This window comes from Paenibacillus sp. yr247, assembly GCF_900103825.1.
GTDB lineage: Bacteria > Bacillota > Bacilli > Paenibacillales > NBRC-103111 > Paenibacillus_E.
In genome coordinates, this window is sequence record NZ_FNIF01000008.1 from 96375 (window position 1) to 120886 (window position 24512).

The window sequence follows — 24512 nt, forward strand, 5'->3', positions numbered from 1 at the left end:
TAGAATTAATCCAATATGATTAGTGGGTAATCTGATTGGGGACATGACAACATGACTTTAAGTGTTTTACTTATGGGTGTATTCGTAGGTTTTTTGGTCGGATTAACCGGCGTAGGCGGAGCTTCGCTGCTCACCCCTATCTTGATCCTTATGGGAATTCATCCTTCGATTGCTGTTGGAACAGACCTTCTTTATAATTCCATAACGAAGCTTTTTGGCATGATCCAGCATTGGCGGCAGAAAACAATTGATTTTAAACTTGTCAAAATGCTGGCTATGGGTAGTATTCCAGGCGTGATCATTGCCATACTTTTCCTTAAATTATTCAATTCGTACTATCATAATCAGGAGGTCATTATTAAGCATGCGCTTGGTTACGTCTTGATTCTGGTGGCGTTTGCCACAATGTTTAAAGTTTTTTTCGGCCACAAGCTTAAAGAAAACCGTTGGCAGCTCAAAAGCTTGGAGGAGAAAAGAGGACTAACTATCACAATCGGTGCCGTGCTTGGTTTTGTTGTAGGACTTACGTCCATTGGATCTGGCTCCTTATACGCCATTGCCATGCTTTATTTTTTCCGCATGATTCCTGCCCAGCTTGTCGGGACAGATATCGCTCACGCTTTTTTCCTTGCAACAACGGCAGGTTTTCTGCACGCGAGTATGGGAAATGTGAACTATATGCTCGTATTCAATCTAATCATTGGTTCAATCCCTGGCGTCCTCATTGGCAGCATGTTATCCACTAAAGCACCGACAAATGTTCTGCGTACGATTATTGCAAGTCTGGTATTAATTAGCGGCCTTAAATTAATTTAATGCTTTAAACCCATGTCGATTTCTGCGATTCCCCGGGAAATATAAAAGATCATTTCAACGTCATTTCACGAGTAAACCATAGTTTATAACTAAGCATGCTCAACATGATACTTGTAATAGCAGCCGATGCCGTGAAAGCAAACAAAATCAAAATTTGATAACGAACCGCTTCCACGGGATTCGCACCCGCGATTATCATCCCCGTCATCATTCCTGGCAGTTGAACCAATCCGACTGTCTTCATGCCATCTATCGTCGGAATCATACTGGCCTTCACGGAGCGCTGCAAAGCTTGCTGAATAGCTTGTCGTAGCGAAGATCCAAGAGCAAGAAGCACCTCAATTTCCTCACGTGATGAATGTACCTCACGGTTCATTTGGTTCAAAAATAATCCGCAAACAATCATCGAACTCCCAATCGTCATTCCGCTTATGGGGATTATGAATTGGGTTGTTGGTTTTATAATATGTAGGCCAAGCATGAGCGACATCGTTAATATTTCCGTAACGGCAATGGCCGCAGCTATTCGTAAGTGGATCCCTTTTAAACCTTCCGCACGCTTGCCTGCATTGTGTGTAGCAATCATAATCATAATTGCGATGATAACAAATATAAGTCCAATATGCTCGCTCTGAAAAACAAAGTGAAGCACATACCCAATGAACAGCAGCTGCAAGGCACCGCGGATTGTTCCAATGGCGATGTCTTTCTCAAGTCCAAGTTTTTGCCATCTGGATAAGGCCATAGTAATCATCACAAAAGTCAGTGTGAAGCCTAAGGCTAGCGTAGACATGAATAATCCTCATCTCCTTCAACGGGGGATGAGTCGACTGATTCAGCGATGTCATTTTGTGCAGCTTCAGACAATGCCCCATTATCCAAATACCAGAATCGATTGCTTATTCTTCTTGCTTGCTCATGCTCATGCGTCACCCAAATAAGCCCCGTTCCCTGTTCTTCATGCCATTTCATCAGTGTGTTTTCCACTGCCTGTTTGCTCTCTACATCCAGCGCAGAAGTTACCTCATCAAGCAGTAGAATATCTGCTTTTAAGAGCATAGAGCGTACAAGCTGAACACGCTGCTTCTGTCCCCCGGATAAATCAGCCGCCTTTTGTGACCAATCGAGATCATCAAGCCCAACCTGCCCCATCAACTTTTTAGCTAATGGCTGATCAAAATTACGTTTATGAAGTTTACTCACCACAGCCAGATTGTCACCAACGGTTGTAGGCAGCATAGCCGGCTGTTGGGGGACATAGCAAACCCTTTTCCGCCATTCACTTGGGCCCCAGCTTGAAATAAGACGACCATACAAGGATAAACTTCCGCCATCCGAGTGTTCTAAAGTGGCTATAACTCGCAGTAACGTACTCTTCCCTTGCCCGGAAGGTCCCAGAATTGCAATGCGATCTTGCGGTAAAACGTTCGTACTTATTTGCTCAAATAAAGGCGCCGAAGTTCCGTTTGGATGCTTTTTATGTAATTGTTCAATAACGAGAATAGGCTGCTGCATTACAGTTCACTCCCTCAACTTTGTCTTCACATTTGTTTAATTAGTATACCACAGCCATAATTCTAAGTGGCATTTACCCATTTTTAGCAGGAACTGGGCACTTACCTACACCAGAAGACTGATCTTTTTCATACGTTGTGATGAACACCCATTGTGATAATAAAGGAGCTCTTCATATGCAGCGACTAATGTGTAAAGGTAAGATCCACCGTGCAACTGTAACGGAAGCCGATCTAGATTACGTAGGAAGTATAACGATTGACGGTTTATTGATGCGCAAAGCGAATATTTTCCCCTATGAAATGGTTCAAGTCACAAGTCTGCGAAATGCCACACGGTGGAAAACATACGCAATTCCTGCACCAGAAGGGTGCGGCAAAATTGGATTGAATGGTCCACCTGCCCATCTTTTTGCGCCTGGTGACCTTGTTATTATTCTTAGCATGGGTCTGATGAACGAAGCCGAAATTAACACCCTGAAGCCACAAGTGGTTTTCGTCGATGACCGTAATCAATTACTTCGGGTTGAAGAACATGATTTGGTCATTTTACAACAAGAAGAGAAGTCCCATGACTAGTTTAAATACAAGCAAATGGACAAAATATAAGTTGCTTCGTAAATCGGCAAAGCTTAAAGCAAATCTCCCTGAAACCGCATGGCTGAGAGAATCCTCCTTCTGGCGTATGATAAATAAGTACAGACAGGTCATCATTAAACCGACTGGCAGTTATGGTGGCAATGGCGTTATACGGATAAAAAAGATCGCTCCACACACATATGAGGTGCAAGATGGAGGTAAGAAGATAAATTTTACAGAGCAAACAAAGTTAAGTGCTTATATCAAAAAGCAAGCCGGAAAGAACAATATCGTACAGCAGCGTATTCCGCTTGCCACGGTGAGTGGCCGCCCATTTGATCTAAGAGTGATGGTGCAGCGCCGTCCCAATTCGCCTTGGCAGGTGACCGGAAAGCTGGCCAAAATCGCTGGAAAAGGCTTTATTGTTACGAATATCCGCATGAGCAACGGAAAAGTGGTTTCGGCAGAGCATGCCCTTAAACACTCGGAACTCAATACCAAACGAGCAGCTGATCTCCTCTCACAACTAGATAAAGTCGCTTTACAAGCCGCTAACCAATTAATGTCTTCCTATGGTTGGGTGCGAACAATGGGGGTTGATATGGCTTTTGACAAGCAGGGGAACGTTTGGATTATTGAAGTTAATTTCGCTCCGATGCTTGAGCTGTTTTTGAAACTTAAAGATAAATCGATATACCACAAAATCAAGTCTTTTTCACAAAATAGGACAAAGAAATAATGGGAACAAAAGTAAGCCTATTAAAAAATAAACCAAATCAAATGACACAAGCCGTCTCCATCTTCGGCTCTTAATAATAGTCTAAATAAGAGTTTGCAAAAGTGAATTCAAGTTACCACTACAAAAGTTTTCCCGCTGAAAACTGTTAGGAGGCCCGAAGATGAACCGATTGGGGCTCTATTGCTCACGATGTTCTGCAAGGCTCCCTTTCCGCTATCATGAGATGAAATGCGCTTGCGGTGGCACTTTATTGGTCGATTACGACTTGGAGCTCATGACTAGAACGCTAACGAAGGAAGCATTACAGTCTCGCTACCCATCTATGTGGAGATACAGAGAATTGCTTCCAGTGAGCACCCCGGATTGTATCATCACCTTAGGAGAAGGCTGGACGCCATTAGTTCGTATGCAAGAATGGGAGAAGAAACTGCCAATAAAACAGCTATGGATCAAAAGGGAGGAACAGAACCCGACTGGGAGCTTCAAAGCAAGGGGTTTCTCTGTCGCTGTTTCTCTACTCAAAGAATCGGGTGCGACCAAAGCAGCCGTTCCTTCAAACGGCAATGCCGCGGGTGCATTAGCTGCCTACGCGGGACGTGCCGGTATTGAAGCTTCTGTGTTTATTCCCTTGGATTGCCCGCCATTAATCGTAGAGGAATGTCCATTATACGGGGCAGCTACCTACCTCGTTGATGGCTTCATTCATGATGCAGCGGCTATTATTGAAGCTGGTAAACAGGAGCAGGGCTGGGTAAATGTCGGCACATTGAAGGAGCCAGGACGTGTAGAAGGCAAAAAAACAATGGGGCTGGAGCTCGCTGAACAACTGGGTTGGACTTTCCCCGACGTTATCATCTATCCAACCGGCGGCGGCTCCGGTATTATTGGCATGTGGAAAGCATACCAGGAACTGAAAGCAATGGGCTGGATAGACGGTCCCATGCCAAGATTCGTGTGCGTGCAGGAAGAGGACTGCCAGCCCATTGTCAAGGGCATTGTAGCACACGGCCAAGCTGAATGTGCCCAAGCTGCCAGAGAGGCCAGTCCGACAGGTATGCGAGTACCGAATCCGCCGGATTTGGCATTCATTCTGGCGATTGTTGAACAAAGCGGCGGCACAGCGATTGCCCTGTCCAAGAGCCAAATTGCCGAAGCCACACGTACCTTGGGCTCGCAAGGCATTTCCTCGTCCCCAGAGGGCTCGGCAACTTGGGCAGGCATGCTTACTCTATGCGATAGCGGATGGCTGCGTCCGAGTGATTCTGTCGTGCTTTTCAATACCTCTCACGCAATGAAATATGCGAATTTTGCTTCGAACTCCCGGCTGCCGATTATCAGAAGTTATAAAGATTATATTCAATACCATTCCCCTCAATCTTAAACAAAAAGCCAGGAGGACATCCTCCTGGCTTTCATCTTTACATTTATTGACCTAAATTATTTTCTTCATACAAACGATACATGGCTTGAATGATAGGCTCTGCCGGATCACGATTCAATAAATATAACGTCATTAAATATTGCAGCGGCAACGCACAAGTATTATTGCCATCTTCCACGGCTACGAAGCCAGCCTCTAGGACTGGACCGTGCTCCTCATGAAGCTCCAAGTCCACGTAGATCTTTTGATCAGGGAACTCTTCGCGCAGGGTTGACGCGCAATAAGGAACAATTTGTTTATCCAGCAGCTCTTTAGCTTCATCTTCCGATTGTGGAGGATTTGGGAGCGGATGATTTTCCGGACTTCTCAGCAAATCTACAAAGAAGGATGTGAGCCATAGACCCGCATTCGGATTCGTTTGGAAGTTTCTCATAATTTCATTCAAGAAAAATCCGCATGAAGTGGACTTTTCATCTTTTTTAAGTGTAAAGGCAAACATTGGACCATAGGTTGGATTATTACCGATTTGTCCTTCAACTTCATATTCTGGAAATTGTTCTTTCATTACTTCCTGAATATGCTGAAACCAAGTCATAATGAGTTGGGCCTGCTCGCGTTCTTGCTCTTGTTCGTTATCTACTTCCGCTTGTGTATCGATATCTTTTTCTGTCATTGTGGTTAAATCCTCCTGAATCATTCAAATTTGCACGAATATCATTATTGTACCGCATTTGGACAAGATCAGAAAGCTATTGTTACATTTTTACACCTTTACATAAGTTGTACACAATAGGATGGTTACCCTTTACAATCGTTTTGGTGTCGGCATACCCAGCACTTCAAGCGCCTGATGCAGTGTATGTTTAACGATTTGAGTGATCCAGAGGCGATGGGCGATGCGTTCCTCGCTACCTTTTAAGACCGGACAAACGCTATAGAAATGGTTAAAAAGCGATGCTAATTCAAAGGCATATTGACAAAGTAAGCTAGGTGCCAATTGCTTGGTGGCATTATCTAGCGTTTCTGGCCAATAGGCGATGTGTCTCAAAAGCTGATATTCTTGATCTTCCAGCAGGTTCAGAACAAACTTTGCCTTTATCGTTTGCAGCTGAGTATCTTTCTTCGCTTTATCCAAAATGCTGTTCGATCTCGTGTAAGCATAGAGCAAATAAACACCTGTATTCCCCGTAATTTCCGTCGCCTGATCCAAATCGAAAATAACTTCGGTTTGCAGCTGATATTTCAACAAATAATAACGGATCGAAGCCGCTGCGATTGATCTGCTGGAAATCCCCGCTTTTCTTGAGCGCTTTGCATCAATCACTCTCTCCATGCGATCAAGGAGATCGGCAACTTTGATCCCGATTCCTTGTCGACCAGACATCGCATATGAGCTCTTGCCATCCGTAATGTCGATGCCTAGCCTTGCCGCCGTTTCTGGGCTCAGGGAAACGACCCCATAGCTCACATGTTTGAGCTGACTCGCTTGCTCCTCATAACCCAATACCTCTAGTGCTAGCTTAACCATCTCCTGTGGATATTGCTGACGATAGTCAATGACATTAATGACAACATCCGCTTGCCCAATTGTTTTCTTGCTTCCCTGGGAAGCCGTGGACCATAGTCCATCCCCCCATTTCTTGTATACAAAATCATTCTTAAGCAGCCCGAATTTCCACAGATGATAGGCGATATCCTTCGCTGTGTAGGTTAAAATGCCATTGGAACGAACGAGCACTTTATCCCCTTGATAATCCTGATTATCCGCTGCCGAATCAGCCCCTTCTTCCAGATTCTTCAGCACCCAACAGCCTGCCAACTTCCCATCTGTCACTTTATGGAACATATCTGTTTTGCTCAGCAGCTCGAAAGTTGTATCCCAGAACCCCGCTCTCACGATACTGCTTTCCCAAACCAGTACATCATAATGAATCCCAAACTGCTTCATTTCGTCAAGCTGCTCACGAACGATTCGTTCCGCCACCAGAGCGCCCATCCACGCAAGATTGGATTGCCCGCTCTCTAACGCATGAAGGACCGTAGAACGCTGCTCGACGAGGTCTGGCTGCACTTTGTAAGCCTGATTCACCTTCGCGTATGTCTCCCAACAAAAATCACCGAATCGAGCAAAAGTATCCTCTGTTTGTGTATGAAGAATGCCCACCACCGTATCTGCCAGCTGATTGCCCAGATCATCAATATAGTTATGCACTTCAACCTGATACCCTGCTTGAGAAAGCATGCGAGACAACGAATCTCCGATACAGGAATTTCTCAAATGGCCAACATGAGCCGCCTTATTAGGATTTATTGAAGTATGCTCAACTAAAACTTTTGTTTGGTTTCCTTGATCAGCATGCCCTTTTGACACCAAATAATCACCGGAAGACCATGTCTCCCAATTGATATAAAAGTTTAGAAAACCCGGTGGCACAGCGGCTACTTTGCTAAACAATCCATGAACAAGCCCACTCTTCTCTATGCGCTTCTGAAGCTCCCCAGCAATTTGGAGAGGAGCTTTACGTACTATCTTTGCCAAAAGCATGGCGACATTCGAGCTGTAATCACCGTGCTCTGAATGAGCCGGATGCTCGGTCAAGATTTTCAAAGTCGTAGGACGCTCGATCCCGTTTTCTTGGAATAAAGCATCTACCTGGAGCTCGATTTCGAAGGTTAAAAGCTGCTGAATCATGAAACATCCCTCCCTAAATTTGATAAGAATACAAAAAAGCCCCCATCTCTACAATAAGAGACGAGAGCTGTTCATTCCCGCGGTACCACTCTAAGTGTTAAACCAACTGGTTTAACCACTCCAACGATAACGGCTTTCGCCGGATCTCCCTACAATATGCTTCGGAAGACCATTTCCCAGGCCCGCTTCGCTCTTGACATCCGTACCGGTTCCCACCTATTCCGGCTCGCTGCGACTGTCCGACAAGAACTACTGTCCTGTTCATCAATGTTAATTATGAAATGATGAATTGACTGAATATTACAGCAACACTGGCATATTGTCAAGATACAACCAATTTCATCATCATAATGCCTATCATAGCCAAGGCAAGACCGGATTGTTCAAGTTTCGAGAATTTGTCCTTCAAAACAAACCGTGTATACAGCAGCACAATCAACACATTCAGTGCAACTACCGCAGAAACTAAGCCCGCCTTGCCATGATCAAAAGCATGAATGATGAAAATCATTCCGACCACATTCGTAATCCCGACTACCATCCCAATGAGGAAGGTTCGTCGTTCTGTCCATCTATCAGGACCAGTATCCTTACTTTTACCTTGTGCCCGATCTTTCAACCACCATATGCCAAAACAGCATGTACCCGTTGCAAACATAAAAAATAACGTTGGAAATAGTGACGCATGCACTAGGGTTGTCCATTTACTAGACAAGTCATTTCCAGCAAAAAGAAGTAAAGCAAGTACTCCCCATCCAGCGCCTTGCAGATTCTTTAATGTGATGTCATTCGAATACCGTACGAGCAATATACCAAAAACGATGACTATGAAGGCAAAAAATTGCAGGATATTGAGACGTTCACCCCAAAGTAGAAAAGCGATGACGACCACTACGACCGATGGTAATCCGGTGAGGATCGCAACCAGCGAGGCTTTGCCTACTGTAAAGCCTTTGAACATACTGGCATTGGCTCCAAAGGATAATAACCCCATTTGAACACCGATCAGAGCAGATAACGTCCAATCTTGGTGTAAAATAAGGGCGCACATCACACTGATAAGCGCCCCCATAAAAAATGTGCCGCAAAGCAGCACATTCCGATTCAGTGATTGCTGACTGGTCCAATGATATAGAATGCCCCGCAGCCCAAAGCTGAAAGCGGCAAGTACTGAAAATATAAGCCACATGAGAACAAATACCCCTTTCTTTCACGCAAAGATCGGGTTATTTTACCACATTAATCTTTACTGAACAACATTTGGCTGTGGAAGCAGACGAACAAGAATTGCATCTCCGCCCGCGGAAACCTTCACTTCAGCAAACTTAGCATCCCGCTCAACATCCCTGCCTGTTCCTTCGGGGACAAAATAAGTTTCGATACCGTACTCGATACCCTTATACCCCATCTTCGTTCCATTCAATCGAACTTCTCTCGGAGCAAGAGTTTCCCCTTTGGTATACACGCGGCTGTATTCATAGACGCCTGTCGCCGAGTTCGGAGCTAGAACGACGCTTATTTTACCCTTCGAAGCTGCGTCTTGATTCTTATCTTCAAATATCGGCGGCTCCGAAATCGTATAGCGCAAACGTACATAATCACCTTGAATGAGAGAACGTGGATCAAGCGGTTGAAGCTGCAGCTTAATTAGCTGTCCATGAGTAAGCAGCCACTCACTTTTGCCAATTTGCAAGGACATTGCCAAGACTTGCAGCAGTACCAGAAGTGCAATGATCCAACGATTCACAGCATAGTAGGAGTTAGCCTTTGATTGTTCAACGGCTTCCAAACGATGCCTTTTTTCATACCAAACGGTTATCGACAGGATTAATATCCCGATAATGGCGAAGCTAATCGATTTGTGCAAAAGCTTCCATGCCAGATCGTAATATTTGTACACGAGGAAAGCAATCCAATATCCCATCGCCCAAGCGAACATCCATTTGATGTTCAGCTGTTTACTAATGACTAAGGCGAGCACAACAATGAGGAAGAACAACACATTAGTTACATAATACCACGCAGACTCCGTCATGAAAGTTAAGATAAATAAAGTAAGCAGAAACGAAGGAAAACTGCTATAAAGAATTGGCTGTCTGACTGCCGCATTCCGCATCAGCTGTGCTAAGGCAACCATGACAAATAATAAGCCAGTAAGCACAGTAAGGACAATTACACCGCTATCGATCCAATTAAATAGCACGAAAGCTGAGATAATGACAGCAGCAAGGAAGAAAAATATACGATGCACCATGCCTGCCATATAAACAAAGGCAGCAATCGTAAGGACAAAAAATACGAGCAATAGAGGGACACTTTCCTTAATAACAGCTGCTCCCGCTCCAAGCATTAATCCACTAATGAGAATCGTGTAACGAACTAATGAATTTAACTTCTTCGCTAAAATCATCACAATGACGAAGACAAGACCAAAACCAATCAGCACATTTTCCGGATTATCGAATCCTAGTACAACGGTAACGATCCCAATGACAGTCAAGCTGCCCAGAAGCGAACCGATGATAATGACAGATACGGTAAGAACACGAACGACCCATTTGGTAAAATCCCCATCCGGTTTCCCATCAGCAAGCACTACGTCCGAGTTATCTCCCGATTCCGATGGCATTGATGATGGGTTCCAAGACCGTATATAGTTCATGAACTTCACATTCGCACCTATGAACAAAATAATGAACAACAGACTGGATATGAAAAATAGCTCATTGTAATGATGAATAATTAGTTCGATATATTTGACAGTAACCGCTGCCGAAACCCAGAGACCGGCAAACAGTAGGTACACTTTGTTCCTCGTTTTGTGTGTATAGCGAACTGCCGCAGCAAGCAGCACGATAAGAGGCAGATTCATGAAAACACCGTAGTCTTCAAATGCTTGTGAAATCGAAAGGTATAATAGAATGCCTATGGCAGCTTGAAATGAAACCCATTTAAGAAATGGCGATTGCAAGCGTCTCTTTTCGGTGAGCACATACAACATGCCGTTTACAATGACGATTCCTAGCCAAATGGTGATTTGGATGATTTCTGCGTCTGAATTCGAACCCCACCGCGGGAAGAAATACAAACCGTATGCGAGATGGCCCAAAATATACGCGAGTACGTAAAAGGGCTGCCATCTGGTTAGAATGGCAAATAGCAGAGCCGGAATGAACCATATTGCGAACAAGCTGTAGCTATCCGCATGTGAATTGTAGGTTTGGCCAATAAGTCCGACTCCTACACCGAAGGATATACAACACGCGAACAAGCTAAGCTTGCTCAGAAACTTCCTGCCCGTTTGGCGAGAAAGCCATACCGATAAACCATAGAAGCCCAAGATGAGCAAAAAGACAGGAATGAATTTCTCCCAGCGGTTTAATTTCTCCCAATTCGTTGCAAAAAAATATACAATTGCGGTTAAAAGGCTACTAACTCCCAACACATAGCCTAGTTGAATGGTAACAAATTTAGATTTCATGATGGTTTTCCTCCTTTCGACTTACTTCTAATTGTACTAGAGCTGCTCATTTTGAGAAGTACTATCTATTCCTAGTACCAGATCATTAGCCTAAAGGAGGAAGAGGTGATCTCATATCGTATGCGCGGTTTCCATACTACCCTGAGAGTGTAGATATAACTGCTCATAATACCCATGGAGTGCAAGCAATTCCGCATGGCTGCCCTCTTCAACAATTTGCCCTTGACTCATCACCAGAATGCGGTTTGCATGGATGATTGTCGAAATGCGATGAGCGATAACTAGTGTCGTTCTCCCTTCTGCAACTACCTGCAGCGCAGATTGGATCAACTGTTCTGTTTGTGAATCCAAATTCGCCGTAGCTTCATCTAAGATCAACACTTTCGGTTGAAAAACAATTATCCGCGCGAACGAGATCAGTTGTCTTTCTCCCGCGGAAAGTCCGCTTCCTCGTTCGGAGATACGTGTCTCATAACCATCCTTCATCCGTGCAATGAGGCTATCTGCCCCAACCAACCGGCAAGCCTCGATAACGTCCTCACGCACAATGGTTTCATCAAACATCCGAACATTATCTAGAATGCTGCCGGCGTATAAGTACGGCTCCTGCTGCACCAGTCCAACCATACGATGCAAAACGGCCTGCGGGATATCCCGAATGTCCGTGCCATCAATCAGGATGCTTCCCTCCTGCACATCATAAAAGCGGCAGAGCAAGCTAATCAGCGAGCTTTTACCCGCGCCTGTCGTCCCTACAATGCCGATCATTTCACCAGGCTCTATATGAAGCTCGAGATCCTCAATGACAGTTGCATTCTTCAGATATCCAAATTGCACATGATTGAAATGAATCTCACCCTTCACATCGGTCAATGCAATAGAATTCACATCATCTTTATCCCTTACTTCTGGTTGAGTGGAAAAAATATTCCAAATGCGATTCATAGACACCGTCGTAGATTGAAGGGTATTCCATTGCTGTGTAATATTATTAATCGGTTGAAAAAACTGCCGGATATACGTAATAAATGCGTACAAAACACCGAATTCAATCGTTTTATCGAAAACCGCTATGCCGCCAATCCAAGTAATAAAGGCTACAGATAAATTCCCCAAAATATCAAAGGACCGATTGAACAAAACGTTCGTACGAATTTCCCGCAAATTAGCACGGAAATAGCCGAGATTCCGCTCAGTGAAGCGATTCATCTGTTCCTTCTCTTGATGGAAAGCTTGAATAAGATGCATACCAGATAAATTTTCAGCAGCAAAGGCAACCATTTGGGATAGCTGCGTCCTTGAGAGTTGATAGATTTTGCGCATGTATCTGCGAAAGCTAACAGCAATTAAGCCAATGATAGGAATCACAATCATACTGTACAGGGTTAGCTGGGGATCCAGATGATACATCAGCACAATGATGAAAATGAGTGTCATTCCATCGCGCACCAAACTCAGAAGAACCTGTGTAAAAAACTGATTCAGCGTTTCCGTGTCACTAGAAACATGCGTAATCAGGCTGCCGCTTGGCGTCCGATCATAATAAGACATCGACAACTTAAAGATATGCTCGAATAAATCCTTGCGTATTTTAGCGACAATGCTTTGGCCGGCGAACTGCAGTAAATTATTCTGTAGGTAACTGAAAAACAAACTGCTGACAGAGAGTCCAGCATAGAACAAACAGATGAGCAGCAGCGATTGATAGTCATTTTTCCCAACCATTAAATTATCATCAATTGCGATCTTGACCAGATACGGCTGGAATAAATCCGCTGCAATACCCAGTAATGCACAGAACAAAACGGCTACAAAGGTGAGCCTGTGCGGCTTAGCATACACGGATAAAGAACGGAAGGAAGTTTTCGTCGTTTGCCGCTCCTGCGTGCTGCTGCTTTTATTCGAGGCCATCGTGGCTCCCCCCTTCTTGTATCGCATGAAGCTCGGCATACAAGCCCTCCTGTGCAATCAGTTCTTGATGCGTTCCGCGCTGCACAATCCTGCCTTCGTGAAGCACGATAATCTCATCCGTATGCTTCAAAGCAGAGATCCGATGTGCGATCCAAATCGTCGTTTTGTTCGATCGTTCTTTGCGGATCGTATCGATGATGTGCTTCTCCGTCACAGAATCTACTGCGCTAACACTATCGTCTAGAATCATCAATGGCGAATCCTTAATGATTCCTCTGGCTAAGCTCGTTCGTTGACGCTGCCCACCCGATAAGGTGACCCCGCGCTCACCAAGCTTCGTCTCAAATTTCTCAGGAAAAGAAGTAATACTGGCGAGAATTTGTGCTTTCTTGGCAGCTCGCTCTACTTGCTCTAGGGGTGATTCCCTTTTGTAAAAGGCGATGTTATCCCGAATGGTCGTGCTAAACAAGAAGCCCTCTTGAGGAACGTAAGCGATTTGATTGCGCAGGCTTTCTAAAGTTACATCGCGAATATCCGTTTCCCCAATCCATACGGTACCCTCTGGGGGTTCATAAATACGCAGCATCAACTTCACCAAAGTCGATTTTCCGCTGCCTGTTTTTCCAATAATGCCAATTGACTTACCCGGTTCAATTGTCAATGAAATATCATGAAGTACCTCATCCTCATCATCTGGATACGCAAAAGATAAATGTTCAATCCGAATCCCCTCTTGGTCGAGATCGGAAATCTGGGCAAGCTCCTTCAGAACAACATCGGATTTCAAATCGAGCAACTCATTAATTCGCTCAAGCGAAGCTCTAGAGCGCTGCATCGCATTAATGACGCGACCTATTTGCTGAAGTGGGTTTACCATCATACGTATGTATAGCGTCAATTCTACAAAATTTCCAATCGTAATCCGACCTAGAATGGTCAAATAGCCCCCAAAAGCAATCGCGATAATCAGCGATATTGCGCCCAGAAACGGAATAAGTGCTTCAAATAAGGAAGAAAGCCGAACCAGCCTCAGTTGGTTGTCGCGAATCCTGTCTACCGTTTCGCTGAACCTTCGAACCATAATCGGTTCCACCGCGAATTTCTTAGCTACACGTATGCCGCCGAATTGCTCCTCGGCTGACTCTGTCATTTTGCCTAATGCTTCTTGTACTTGTAAGGAATGCTTTTTAATAATAGGTTGAAATTTCACGGTCAGAACAGGAATAAGCAATAAGGGCAAAATGCAAACAAGAATTAAATAAAGCGGGATCGAACTGAAGAGCATTGTAACAATCACAGCCGTAATCAAAATTGCGGAGTTCACGATGTGGTTGATCCCCATCGAAATCGATTCTCGAATCACGGTCACATCGTTCATCACATAGCTCAGCAGCTTGCCAACGCCATTCTTCGAGTAAAAGGTCGCTCCCAGCTGTGTGAAATGGTCAAACAAGCGGTTTCTTGAAACGAACTCGAAGCGTCTTCCGTTTCGCATAATCATATACTGGCCAATGGCCGTCAAAACACCGAACAAAATGCCAATCACCAGCAGCTGTAAACTGTACTCAATGATAAGACTTTTGCTCAAACCGCCCTGATGCAGTTGGTCTGTAAACATGCCCAGCAGCTTGGGATAATACGAATGAATGATGTTTCCTACCGAAATGGACAATGCGGCTACGACGTACAACAGCCATTTCTCTTTGAAGAAATCAACTAATAACCGTGTAGACTTCAAAACGACATCACTTCCTAATACTTGTTGTCTGGAATATGAAGTATTCCGAGGGAACTTTTACATGTATCCTCTTTCAGTATACGCTTATTCACATTTACTTCCTATATCAGAAATTGACGTTATAATAAAGAAGCCATCTAAACTTTACATCATAGCCTAGGGGGATTATATAATGGACTTTATTCTTGACCGCATCGAAAATAAAATAGAATTTTTTCAAGCTTATGATATAAAATCACTTGAACGGCAAATTAACGAACAAATTGATAACAACAAAGCGCTGTTGCTCGATGTGTTCGCGATTCAACATCATATTGTGTTCGATCCAAATGCCGGTAAAATGCTGTACAGTGCTGTTGTGCACTTTAAGGTGAAGTAAAAAATAGGAGTTGCCCCTTGGTAAAGGTGCAACTCCTACTTTATTTCTAAATTCCGCTGAGCGGAAGTCCATGTTTGCTAAAAATCTCAACCATCGCCAGTCTTGCCTCTACTTCATCAGGACCGTGAATGTCTAGCAGATACACCTCATTGCAAAAGAGCGTTATGCTTAGACCAAGAATACTTTTGACATCGATGAAGCGTTTGCCCACTTTGATGACTATGCTCGATTTGAATTGATTAACCGCCTGATTTATTTCCACAATCGCTTTTGTCCCCAAACCACTCATTTCGATCCCCCCAATCTGAATTCGCGTGGCATTCTCCGAGCCACTCCGGTTTGTATCGCCGCTTCAATAACCCCTTTCCGAATGAGTCTGACCACCTCTTGATTGAAAACACTTGGAATAATGACTGTGATACCGGCAAGGAACGATAACATTGAGTACGATAAGAAAAAGCACATCCATCTCTGACTCACTCCAGTAAAATGAAACCCCTAGTCAGCGGATAGAGGCTGATTGGTATCAGAGCTCCACCCAGCATCTTAGGGGCATTAATTCTAGCTTATGCTTCTTCGTTCACAAGTACGTTTTTGCCTCTCCATTTCAGGAATAATGGAATCGTCAACCAAAGGAATCCGATAATTAAGAAGACGAGGGAGACTGGTTTTTGCAAGAAAATCATAAAATCACCATTAGAAATGGTCAGCGCTCTGCGCATGTTATTTTCCAACATAGGTCCGAGAATAAGACCGAGTACAAGTGGTGCTAATGGGTAATCGTTTTTCGATAAGAAGTAACCTGCAAGACCGCAACCCATAATTAAAAGCAAATCAAATGTTGAATATTGAACAGCGTATACACCGAATACGGAAAATACGATAATCAATGGAATTAAGTATTTGGTAGGCGTTTCAATTACTTTGGCGAACACTTTGACAAGCGGCATATTCAGAATAAGCAGCATCAGGTTGCCTACGAACATACTGGCGATAACGCCCCATGCGAGCTGCGGGTGATCTTGGAATAGCAAGGGACCCGGCTGCACATTGTACATAATAAAAGCGCCCATTAAGATCGCCGTTGTACCTGATGAAGGAATACCTAACGTCAACAATGGAATCATAGCTCCACCAGACGCTGCATTATTCGCTGCTTCCGGAGATGCTACACCTTCAATAGCGCCTTTCCCAAATTTCTCGGGATTTTTGCTGATTTTCTTTTCTACGATGTAAGCGAAAAAGGAGGCAAGAATGGCTCCGGCACCTGGCAGAAGCCCGATGAAAAATCCGAGCACCGAACCGCGGGCAATAGGTGCTGCGCTATCTTTCAAATCCTGTTTGGTTGGCAGGATTCGATTGATTTTGGCCAACTCGCCATCGTTTCCTTCTCGCTGCAGAATCGTCTTGAACACTTCACCGACAGCGAAAGTACCTACGGCAACAGTAAGGAATTCCAAGCCCTGATAGAGCTCCGGAATGTTAAATGTGAAGCGCTCTACGCCGGATACGTTATCAATCCCGATTGTAGCGAGCAGCAGTCCGAAAGCCGTCATCATTAAAGCTTTTACCATGGATTTCCCAGCTAGACCGCTAATCGCGAGCAAACCAAGAACCATGAGGGAGAAATATTCGGCAGGACCAAATTTGATTGCAACGGCCGACAACGGCCGAGCTAGGAAGATAAGGCCAATTAAGGAAATGATGCCGGCGGCGAAGGAACCGATCGCCGAAATCGCAAGCGCTGCCCCGGCTCTGCCTTGTTTAGCCATTTGGTAACCGTCTAGCGTTGTCACTACGGATGAGGATTCACCCGGTGTATTCAGCAGGATGGAAGTCGTCGAACCTCCGTACATGGCACCATAATAGACGCCGGCGAGCAAAATAATGGAGCTTGTCGCGGCTTCTTCAGGACCTAATCCTGCGGTCATTGTCGCTGTAATCGGGATTAGTAAAGCCACACCGCTCATAGGTCCAATCCCAGGTAGGACACCTACTACTGTACCAATTAATACGCCTAGAAAAACAAATACGACATTGTGCCACTGCATCGCAGTACCCAAGCCATGAAGCACATAATCAATCGTGCTCATTTCGATAACCTCCTTAGAGTTTGCTTTTTAGCAAACCCACTACGTAAGCAATATCTTAGAAGCCTAACCAAGTTGGGAACCCCGGAAGCGAACCATCTAGCAAGTTGACATACAAATAGTAAACACCACAGGAAAAAGCGATTGATATTAGAAGGGAAACCCATACGCTGCCCTTCTGCATCGTTTGAAATCCGATCATTAAGAACAGAAATGTCGATATGACAAATCCGATATCTTCAAGAAAATACGCATAGAGGACAGCTGCGATGAAAATGATAATGAATCTTTTATAATCCAAGTTTTCTTTATACTTCTCAGCTTTTTGTCTGCGAAATGTATCGTAAATAAGGCGTACACTCATTAGAGCCAAGAATCCGCCCAATAGCATGGGGAAAATATTTGCACCCACATTGCTGCCATATGCGCTAGTGGAAATGCTTCTGCTGCCGATCACAAATGCCGTGCCGATGGCGAAAAAAATGATACCTGCATATCGGTCAAACATTGTATTCATCTTTCTTCTCAACCTCCCGCCCTTGGGGCATAGGGAGAAGGTATGAACACTTCTCCCTGCATCTAAGGCATTCTTATTTCTGCATACCAAGTGCTGTCAGCATATCTTTTAATTGCGTTTCTTGCTGTGCAAGGTAAGTTTTGAAATCATCAGCTTTTTTATAATCTGTTTCCCAGTTGTTCGCTGTCATTTCTTTTTTCCACGTATCCGAATCAACCATTTTCTTGATGGTATCTTCCCAGAACTTTTTCGCACCAGCATCCATATTCTTAGGTCCGAAGAATCCACGCCAGATTAAGAACTCGGCATCAACACCCTGCTCTTTCATGGTTGGAACATCTTTCATGCTGCCGCCAAGTCGCTGTGGAGACGCCACCGCCAGCACTCTGATCTTGCCAGCTTTCACATATTGATCCAAGGAAGAAGCATCAGTACCTAGCACATCTGCATTACCGCCAAGTAAAGCGGTTACCGCTTCCCCGCCGCCATCATAGGATACGTATTTCACCTTTTTCGGGTCGATACCGTATTTAAAGGCAGGAAGAATGGAAACCAAATGATCCATGGAGCCTGGTGCAGAACCGCCAGCAACCGTCAGTTTCGTTGGATCCGCTTTCAAATCATCCAGCAGTGATTTCAAATCTTTATATTTCGAGTTTGCTGCAACCGCAACCGCACCATAATCTTTTGTCAATTGAGCAAGTGGTGTCGTATCTTGATAACCGTATGGCGTGTTGCCTTCTTTTTTCAGATTGTTAATGAGAATCGGCGGGGAACTGACGAATAATTTGTAATTGTCTTTCACATCTTTCGTCGCATATTCCGCCAAGAAGACGGCTCCGCCTCCGCCTGGTTTATTTTCTACCGAAATCGGCTTATCGAGCGCTTTGGTTTCCGACAATACTTTAGCGATGGTGCGTGCCGTCATATCCCAACCGCCGCCTGCGCCGGATGGAGCAATAATGCTCAACGCCTTCTCTGGATATTTGGATGCCGCTTGCGTTGGTGCTGCGGTTTCTTTCCCTTTATCCGCTGAGGCGTTCGTAGGTTTGGCTGTACCATTTCCGCATGCTGCTAAGGAAATAGCCAATACGCCGATGGTCGTAACCTTCCATGATGCTGTTACTACATTTTTTATCAATTGAAACCCCTCCATATGTTTGGTGTTGTTCATGTATCCGCTTTCTATGAAGCGCTTTCAGAATATCACCTGCATAGGAATTAGAAAAGTTTAACAAGATTAGTTATAATAACTCCGTTTTGGACATTTTGTTCATATTGTTCACGGCAGCTCCAAATCGTTTTCCCTCAAAATGATAACGCTTTATGATACAATACTAGCAAAAACGGGGGGGCCTACTCAGGCATGAGGCTGCAAACCAAGCTGATCTTGATTATTTGTTCACTGCTTTTCTTCATCATCGTTAGTCTTGGCAGCATTTTCTATTACATTATGACCTCTGCGCTTGAGGATCAGATTGGTACACGCGCTCTCAAGGTCGCTGAAACTGTAGCCAGTATGGCTGAAATCAGAAATGCTTTTCAATTAAAAGATCCTTCGGCCGTCATTCAACCGATTGCGGAGACGATTCGCGAGAAAATAGATGCGGAATATATCGTTGTTGGGAACCGCGATGGGATTCGTTACTCTCATCCTCTGCCTGATCGGATAGGCAAAGAAATGGTCGGTGGAGATAATGGTCCCGTTCTCGAGGGGCAATCCATAATTTCCAAGGCTATTGGATCGCTGGGTCCCTCACTTCGCGGCAAAGCTCCGGTATTTGACGACAATAGTCAAGTAATTGGTATTGTATCCGTTGGCTTCCTGACAGAGGACATTGCACTAATTACCACTGCGTATCAAACACGAATCGAGATGATCTCTTTGATCGTTCTTGTCATTGGACTTGTCGGCTCTGTCCTCATCGCTCATAACGTCCGGCGTTCCATTCATGGCTTGGAGCCCAAGGAAATCGGCGCTTTATATACCGAAAAGAAGGCGATTTTAGAGTCCATTCGCGAAGGTATCATTGCGGTCAATCGAGAGGGCATTATTACGATGGCAAACCGCTATGCGCTGCAGCTGCTCCATTTGCCTGTAACGGCAAAGATTACAGGAAGGCAAATCGAGGAAGTCATTCCGAATACGAGACTTTATGAAGTCGTACGTACGGGTAAAGCCGAATTTGACCATGAAATGCTGATTGGCGATCATGAGGTTATTGTGAACCGGGTACCGATCATAGAGCGGAAATCCGGTGTGACCGGTGCCGTATCCAGCTTTCGCAGCAAATCGGAGCTGTACCAATTGGCCGAGGAACTATCTCAGGTCAAACGTTTTGCAGAGGCGCTACGCGCTCAAACGCATGAATTTTCGAACAAGCTTTATGTTATCTCCGGACTTATCCAACTTGAATCCTACCAAGAGGCTGTCGAGCTGATCTCGCGGGAAGCCGACGTGCACCAGAATTGGGTACAGTTCATTATGCGGGAAATCCCGGATCCGATGATCGGCGGGCTGCTCATTGGCAAATTTAATCACGCGCAAGAATTAAAGCTAACATTCGAAATTGATCACGAAAGCTCGTTCAGCGACATCCCGGAGCAGATTGATCGGAACTTGCTCGTCACTATTATTGGGAACCTCGTCGATAATGCCATGGAAGCTGTTCTTGTCGAAGATGATCAGAATGAGCGGTATGTGAAATTATTTCTCACTGACCTTGGTGAAGATCTCATTATTGAATGTGAAGATCGGGGCGTAGGTATTTCTGAGGAAACGAGTATGGCTGTATTTGAAAAGGGGTTTTCAACCAAAGAAGGGGAACACAGAGGCATCGGACTCGCTCTGGTCCAGCATGCTGTCAGAAAGTTGAATGGGTACATTACGTTTCATAAAAATCCGGCAGGCGGCACCATATTCACCGTTGCGATTCCCAAGATCCGTGATCTCGCAGAAAGGAGTCAGTTGAATGGAACACCAAAATCCGATCGTTGAAGTATTAATCGTGGAAGATGATGTGAAAATCGCCGAAATCAACAGGAGATTCATTGAAAAAGTTGCAGGATTCCACGTTGTCGGTATCGCCACAGATGTGGGTCAAGCTAAGGAACAGTTGGAAATTCTGACCCCACATCTTGTCCTGCTTGATGTCTATTTGCCGGGTGCCAATGGCTTAGAAATGCTTTCCTTTATTCGGCAGCATTATCGGGAAACAGACGTCATTATGATAACTGCGGCCAAAGAAATAGATGCCATCCGTGAGGCTATTCGCGGAGGGGCGTTCGACTACATTATGAAACCGCTCGTATTTAATCGACTGCAAGAAACGCTGCTGCGCTATCTGAATTTCCATCGCGAATTAAAGCGAATGAACGATAGCGGAATGATTAATCAGAGCGACGTTGACCGCCTTCTGTTGGGCTCATCTAAGAAGGAATCCGGCTCGGACACCTCATTCCTACCCAAAGGGATCGACAAGCTGACGTTGGTGAAAATCGTCCACGCGATTTCCGGCGCACCTGACGGCTTGACCGCTGACCAAATCGCCAAAGAAATCGGCGTTAGCCGCTCTACCGGCCGCCGTTATCTGGAGCACTTAGTCAGCTCGGGCGATTTATACGCCGATCTGTCTTACGGTGTGGTCGGCCGCCCGGAACGGGTGTACCGGAAGAATAACGCTTGATTTGGTGGGGCTTCTCCAATACACCTCCACGTTTTATCTGAAACGTCCATTTTGGTCTTCTCAGTTGGATTTTGCTACTTTCCACTATAAATAAGGGGTTAGCTTCGCTTCCAGCTTTTCAAAAAAATGACCGGAGTTACCCCCAGAAAGTATTGGCATCCGCAATATAAAACAAAAATGCCACTCCCATCACGATGATGAGAGAGGCATTCATAATTACAGTCCCAACATAAACTGCAATGTCATATCGTTGAATCCAGGTAAACCTTCATGACCAAAATCCGGGTACAATTCCAACTGTTTTTTCGACTTGATTTTGTTGTAAGCAGCGAACTGCGTGGAAGGCGGACATACCGTGTCGCTCAGACCTACTGCCAGCAGTACTTCGCCTTGAATTCGCTCCGCAAGAAACTGAATATCGATATACCCCAGCTTCGTGAAAATTTCTTCTTCCCGCTTATGTTGCGGATCGTGACGGCGGAAAAAGTCTTTCAGTTCTTGGTAGGCATCCTTCGCCAAATCCATTTCCCAGACGCGCTTATAGTCGCTAAGGAATGGATAAACAGGCGCTAACCGCTTGATGCGAGGCTCCAATGCAGCACATGCAATCGTCAAGGCTCCCCCTTGTGAACCACCCATAGCTCCTACTCGCTCGGGATCAACCTCCGGCATGCTCATCGCAATGCCTGCGAGTTGAGCTGTATCTAGAAAAATATCTCGGAACAACAATTGATCAGGATGATCATCTAAGCCGCGAACAATATGTCCTCGAAGCGTCGTCCCCTTCATACCACCCACATCTTCCGATAGACCGCCTTGACCACGGCAATCCATCGAAAAGAATGAATAGCCTAGCGCAGCATACTGAATTTTATCGGACCAGTCGCCGGAATTACCGGAGTATCCATGAAATTGTAAAATCGCTGGATGAGACGCTGCTGCAAGTTTTGGTCGGATATATTTCGCATAGATGCGTGCCCCTTTGACGCCTGTGAAATAGAGGTCGAAACATTCGGCAAAAGGTACTTGAAACTCACTTGGTCGTAGTTTGATTTGAGGATCAATTACCTTCATTTCAGCGATAGCCCGCTCCCAATAAGCATCGAAATCTTCTGGACGTGGATTGCGTCCTTCATAAGTGACTAGCTTGTCTAATGGAAAATCAAATAATGGCATATTAACATCCTCTTTTCTATTATTTTCAAGCGACCGTATATGAAGTGAAATCAACAGCTATACCGTTCACTAGTCTGGTGATCTCGCCATCTGGGCCACTACCTAAAACCATCGTATCCTCACTCAAAGTCGTATATGTAACTTGTAACTCCTCAACATTGGATTGGGTATAGACCGGTTGTTTCTGCTTCATGACATTCGCAAATTGACGTACATCCTCAATCCCTATGTTATGCGCTGCGATCTTGTCGATACATTCGACAACAACGGAATTCGTTCTACCTTTGCTTATGACAACTAACCGGTCTGCGTGCACTTCTCTTTGATACGGCTGCTGTACGTGAACAGCAAGGAACACATCCCCACACAAACCGTACAATCCATTAGATTCCTCTATCCAATCTCCTACAGGCAAACAACCAATGATCTTTTCAGGCTGATCTTTAGGAATTTGATAGTTTGCAATCAAGGCATTTCGATGAAAAAGTACTTCTGAATATTCGCTTTGATGCCGCAAATCTCCTTCCGTAAACCTTTGTCCTGGTTGGAAAAAATAAGCATGATTAACACCATCGACGGTATAGAGCGGAAGTGTCACATCCCAACGATGCTGTTCATTGTCAAACTCAAGTACTCGCTCCCACATACCGCCTATCGCAAAGTTTTCTGTGATAAATACATAACTGTGAAGGATATTCTCCTCACTAATAGCTACAATAGCTTGTTGGGGGACTCTGCATTTGACTTCCACGGGAACCGAGCGGTGTAAAGCAGCGCTTCGAACTTCTGACGAAGCCTCATACGCTAGAAAACCTGCATACTCCGTTCGAGGCATCTCATCCGGCAAGGAGAAGTCTCCGAACTGCACATAATCGTGCAGCACATTGAGATCCATCGGCATATCGTGCGGCCAAATCCGCGAATGAGGGCCCACCCAAGCACCGCCCAAATAATACGTTGATCGAACACTCCAAAGGTAGTCCAGCAACTGAGCTAATGTCGCTTTAATTTGTGTCTCCTTTATAAGCTCCCAAGCGCACGTGAAAGCTTGCACCCAGTGCCAGAACCATGGCAGCCCCCCGTACTCCGACATCCCGATAGAAGTGACTCGATTCAGCGTGCTGAGTAAGCATTGGTAGCCATCCTCAAGTAAAGCCTTATCCTCATAAAGCTGTCCGAAAATAAGCTTCGCTGCTGTGTATTTCGCTTCATGATGGTTGTAATGCTCGGACGGTTTTCGATAAAAGTCGCTTCGATAAATATGCAGAAGTGCTTTGTCAAAAGCGCTGCGTACTGATTCACTCAGAACATCGGAATAGCGCTGATAAAAATAAACCATCAGACAACCCATTAATTCGACAGGAAGCGTATTTTTAGGAGCCTCTTGTGGAGTAGGCCTTAAATTTAGCGGCCAATGACCATAAGTTCCACTGTTCTCATTTTGATCCTGGATCTCCAGCAAATGTAACAGAATACCTTCTGCCTTGATCTTAGCCTGTCCGCGATCCCCCTCAAACAGAATGGCATCTTCCTGAGAAGCTGCAAATAAGTAAGAAGCATAGTAGAAATTATCCCGGACATCTTGATGAAATAAGAATCCGCTGCTTAAAAGGGGCTGCTTGAATGCCGCTGCGGCAATTTTGGTTATGATTTCGTTTTGGCGTTGTTGCAATTTCGACACATTTTGTCATCCCCTTGAAAAAAAATGAATAAATTGCAGCTTGCGCATTAATGAAGCGCTGTCTTTGTAGATTGAAACGTTTAACATCAGTTTAAATGCAAATAAATGCAGCGTCAATGAGAAGAAAAGTAT

Annotated in this window: 21 protein-coding genes and 1 other annotated feature; of the genes, 7 read left to right on the top strand and 14 right to left on the bottom strand. The window is 44.8% G+C overall.

Translation table 11 applies throughout. From position 1 onward, the window contains the following. The first annotated feature begins 51 nt into the window (after nucleotides 1-51). Nucleotides 52-816, top strand: a complete 765-nt coding sequence (locus tag BLT91_RS16185) for a sulfite exporter TauE/SafE family protein (protein WP_090822697.1) — start codon at nucleotides 52-54, stop codon at nucleotides 814-816. Between the two features lie 49 nt (nucleotides 817-865). Here the strand turns inward: BLT91_RS16185 and fetB are convergent, their stop codons facing one another. Then, the gene (fetB, locus tag BLT91_RS16190) at nucleotides 866-1609 is read right to left on the bottom strand and encodes an ABC transporter permease (protein ID WP_090822699.1); all 744 of its coding nucleotides are present in this window, start codon (nucleotides 1607-1609) and stop codon (nucleotides 866-868) included. Then, nucleotides 1597-2331 (bottom strand): ABC transporter ATP-binding protein, encoded by a 735-nt coding sequence (locus BLT91_RS16195; RefSeq protein ID WP_090822700.1) that lies wholly within the window; start codon nucleotides 2329-2331, stop codon nucleotides 1597-1599. Before BLT91_RS16195 ends, fetB begins: the two co-directional genes overlap by 13 nt. Before the next feature lie 176 nt (nucleotides 2332-2507). Here BLT91_RS16195 and panD point away from each other — a divergent pair, with 176 nt between their 5' ends. The 3 genes from panD (at nucleotide 2508) to BLT91_RS16210 (ending at nucleotide 5029) form a co-directional block, all read left to right on the top strand. Beyond that, nucleotides 2508-2909: an aspartate 1-decarboxylase gene (panD, locus tag BLT91_RS16200; protein ID WP_090822702.1), complete on the top strand. Its 402-nt coding sequence runs from the start codon at nucleotides 2508-2510 to the stop codon at nucleotides 2907-2909. Next, nucleotides 2902-3648 carry a YheC/YheD family protein gene (locus tag BLT91_RS16205; protein WP_175532333.1) on the top strand — a complete coding sequence of 249 codons (747 nt, stop codon included), beginning with the start codon at nucleotides 2902-2904 and terminating at the stop codon, nucleotides 3646-3648. The genes panD and BLT91_RS16205 overlap by 8 nt, the downstream gene beginning before the upstream one ends. Nucleotides 3649-3808: 160 nt before the next feature. Next, the gene (locus BLT91_RS16210; RefSeq protein WP_090822705.1) at nucleotides 3809-5029 is read left to right on the top strand and encodes a threonine synthase; all 1221 of its coding nucleotides are present in this window, start codon (nucleotides 3809-3811) and stop codon (nucleotides 5027-5029) included. Nucleotides 5030-5072: 43 nt separating this feature from the next. Here the strand turns inward: BLT91_RS16210 and BLT91_RS16215 are convergent, their stop codons facing one another. The 6 genes from BLT91_RS16215 to BLT91_RS16240 form a co-directional block, all read right to left on the bottom strand. After that, a complete protein-coding gene (locus tag BLT91_RS16215; RefSeq protein WP_090822707.1) occupies nucleotides 5073-5702 on the bottom strand; it encodes a hypothetical protein in 630 nt (209 codons plus the stop codon). Between the two features lie 132 nt (nucleotides 5703-5834). After that, nucleotides 5835-7721, bottom strand: a complete 1887-nt coding sequence (locus tag BLT91_RS16220; RefSeq protein WP_090822708.1) for an arginine--tRNA ligase — start codon at nucleotides 7719-7721, stop codon at nucleotides 5835-5837. Nucleotides 7722-7774: 53 nt separating this feature from the next. After that, nucleotides 7775-7995, bottom strand: a binding site (T-box leader). A gap of 48 nt (nucleotides 7996-8043) precedes the next feature. Further along, the gene (locus BLT91_RS16225; RefSeq protein WP_090822710.1) at nucleotides 8044-8910 is read right to left on the bottom strand and encodes a DMT family transporter; all 867 of its coding nucleotides are present in this window, start codon (nucleotides 8908-8910) and stop codon (nucleotides 8044-8046) included. 57 nt (nucleotides 8911-8967) lie between these two features. After that, entirely contained in the window at nucleotides 8968-11202 is a 2235-nt protein-coding gene (locus tag BLT91_RS16230; protein WP_090822712.1) for a GDYXXLXY domain-containing protein, read from the bottom strand. Nucleotides 11203-11313: 111 nt separating this feature from the next. Continuing rightward, nucleotides 11314-13113, bottom strand: coding sequence for an ABC transporter ATP-binding protein (locus BLT91_RS16235; RefSeq protein ID WP_090822714.1), 1800 nt, complete (start codon nucleotides 13111-13113; stop codon nucleotides 11314-11316). Then, the gene (locus tag BLT91_RS16240; protein ID WP_090822716.1) at nucleotides 13100-14851 is read right to left on the bottom strand and encodes an ABC transporter ATP-binding protein; all 1752 of its coding nucleotides are present in this window, start codon (nucleotides 14849-14851) and stop codon (nucleotides 13100-13102) included. The genes BLT91_RS16235 and BLT91_RS16240 overlap by 14 nt, the downstream gene beginning before the upstream one ends. A gap of 172 nt (nucleotides 14852-15023) precedes the next feature. Between BLT91_RS16240 and BLT91_RS16245 the strand changes: the two genes are divergently transcribed. Next, nucleotides 15024-15230 (top strand): YrzA family protein, encoded by a 207-nt coding sequence (locus BLT91_RS16245; RefSeq protein WP_090822718.1) that lies wholly within the window; start codon nucleotides 15024-15026, stop codon nucleotides 15228-15230. A gap of 46 nt (nucleotides 15231-15276) precedes the next feature. Here BLT91_RS16245 and BLT91_RS16250 read toward each other — a convergent pair whose 3' ends face one another. From BLT91_RS16250 to BLT91_RS16270, 4 genes are all read right to left on the bottom strand, one after another. Beyond that, entirely contained in the window at nucleotides 15277-15519 is a 243-nt protein-coding gene (locus BLT91_RS16250) for an HPr family phosphocarrier protein (protein ID WP_090822720.1), read from the bottom strand. Between the two features lie 277 nt (nucleotides 15520-15796). Continuing rightward, nucleotides 15797-17323 carry a tripartite tricarboxylate transporter permease gene (locus tag BLT91_RS16260; RefSeq protein WP_090822725.1) on the bottom strand — a complete coding sequence of 509 codons (1527 nt, stop codon included), beginning with the start codon at nucleotides 17321-17323 and terminating at the stop codon, nucleotides 15797-15799. A 55-nt stretch (nucleotides 17324-17378) separates the two neighbouring features. Further along, nucleotides 17379-17837, bottom strand: coding sequence for a tripartite tricarboxylate transporter TctB family protein (locus tag BLT91_RS16265; RefSeq protein WP_090822727.1), 459 nt, complete (start codon nucleotides 17835-17837; stop codon nucleotides 17379-17381). A 73-nt stretch (nucleotides 17838-17910) separates the two neighbouring features. Then, nucleotides 17911-18978, bottom strand: coding sequence for a Bug family tripartite tricarboxylate transporter substrate binding protein (locus BLT91_RS16270; protein WP_090822729.1), 1068 nt, complete (start codon nucleotides 18976-18978; stop codon nucleotides 17911-17913). A gap of 225 nt (nucleotides 18979-19203) precedes the next feature. Between BLT91_RS16270 and BLT91_RS16275 the strand changes: the two genes are divergently transcribed. Continuing rightward, nucleotides 19204-20835, top strand: a complete 1632-nt coding sequence (locus BLT91_RS16275; protein WP_090822731.1) for an ATP-binding protein — start codon at nucleotides 19204-19206, stop codon at nucleotides 20833-20835. Further along, entirely contained in the window at nucleotides 20810-21523 is a 714-nt protein-coding gene (locus BLT91_RS16280; protein ID WP_090822733.1) for a response regulator, read from the top strand. Before BLT91_RS16275 ends, BLT91_RS16280 begins: the two co-directional genes overlap by 26 nt. Nucleotides 21524-21739: 216 nt before the next feature. On the opposite strand, the gene BLT91_RS16285 is transcribed toward BLT91_RS16280, so the two are convergent. Beyond that, entirely contained in the window at nucleotides 21740-22699 is a 960-nt protein-coding gene (locus BLT91_RS16285; RefSeq protein WP_090822735.1) for an acetylxylan esterase, read from the bottom strand. A 25-nt stretch (nucleotides 22700-22724) separates the two neighbouring features. Next, entirely contained in the window at nucleotides 22725-24380 is a 1656-nt protein-coding gene (locus tag BLT91_RS16290) for a hypothetical protein (RefSeq protein WP_090822737.1), read from the bottom strand. Nucleotides 24381-24512 lie beyond the last annotated feature (132 nt).

Bases quoted from the DNA above. Each gene is read 5' to 3' on its own strand.
- BLT91_RS16285 (WP_090822735.1), bottom strand. From the start codon at position 22,699: ATGCCATTATTTGATTTTCCATTAGACAAGCTAGTCACTTATGAAGGA.
- BLT91_RS16265 (WP_090822727.1), bottom strand. From the start codon at position 17,837: ATGAATACAATGTTTGACCGATATGCAGGTATCATTTTTTTCGCCATC.
- BLT91_RS16215 (WP_090822707.1), bottom strand. From the start codon at position 5,702: ATGACAGAAAAAGATATCGATACACAAGCGGAAGTAGATAACGAACAA.
- BLT91_RS16185 (WP_090822697.1), top strand. From the start codon at position 52: ATGACTTTAAGTGTTTTACTTATGGGTGTATTCGTAGGTTTTTTGGTC.
- BLT91_RS16280 (WP_090822733.1), top strand. From the start codon at position 20,810: ATGGAACACCAAAATCCGATCGTTGAAGTATTAATCGTGGAAGATGAT.
- BLT91_RS16230 (WP_090822712.1), bottom strand. From the start codon at position 11,202: ATGAAATCTAAATTTGTTACCATTCAACTAGGCTATGTGTTGGGAGTT.
- BLT91_RS16235 (WP_090822714.1), bottom strand. From the start codon at position 13,113: ATGGCCTCGAATAAAAGCAGCAGCACGCAGGAGCGGCAAACGACGAAA.
- BLT91_RS16205 (WP_175532333.1), top strand. From the start codon at position 2,902: ATGACTAGTTTAAATACAAGCAAATGGACAAAATATAAGTTGCTTCGT.
- BLT91_RS16245 (WP_090822718.1), top strand. From the start codon at position 15,024: ATGGACTTTATTCTTGACCGCATCGAAAATAAAATAGAATTTTTTCAA.
- panD (WP_090822702.1), top strand. From the start codon at position 2,508: ATGCAGCGACTAATGTGTAAAGGTAAGATCCACCGTGCAACTGTAACG.
- BLT91_RS16195 (WP_090822700.1), bottom strand. From the start codon at position 2,331: ATGCAGCAGCCTATTCTCGTTATTGAACAATTACATAAAAAGCATCCA.
- fetB (WP_090822699.1), bottom strand. From the start codon at position 1,609: ATGTCTACGCTAGCCTTAGGCTTCACACTGACTTTTGTGATGATTACT.
- BLT91_RS16275 (WP_090822731.1), top strand. From the start codon at position 19,204: ATGAGGCTGCAAACCAAGCTGATCTTGATTATTTGTTCACTGCTTTTC.
- BLT91_RS16220 (WP_090822708.1), bottom strand. From the start codon at position 7,721: ATGATTCAGCAGCTTTTAACCTTCGAAATCGAGCTCCAGGTAGATGCT.
- BLT91_RS16210 (WP_090822705.1), top strand. From the start codon at position 3,809: ATGAACCGATTGGGGCTCTATTGCTCACGATGTTCTGCAAGGCTCCCT.
- BLT91_RS16250 (WP_090822720.1), bottom strand. From the start codon at position 15,519: ATGAGTGGTTTGGGGACAAAAGCGATTGTGGAAATAAATCAGGCGGTT.
- BLT91_RS16260 (WP_090822725.1), bottom strand. From the start codon at position 17,323: ATGAGCACGATTGATTATGTGCTTCATGGCTTGGGTACTGCGATGCAG.
- BLT91_RS16225 (WP_090822710.1), bottom strand. From the start codon at position 8,910: ATGTGGCTTATATTTTCAGTACTTGCCGCTTTCAGCTTTGGGCTGCGG.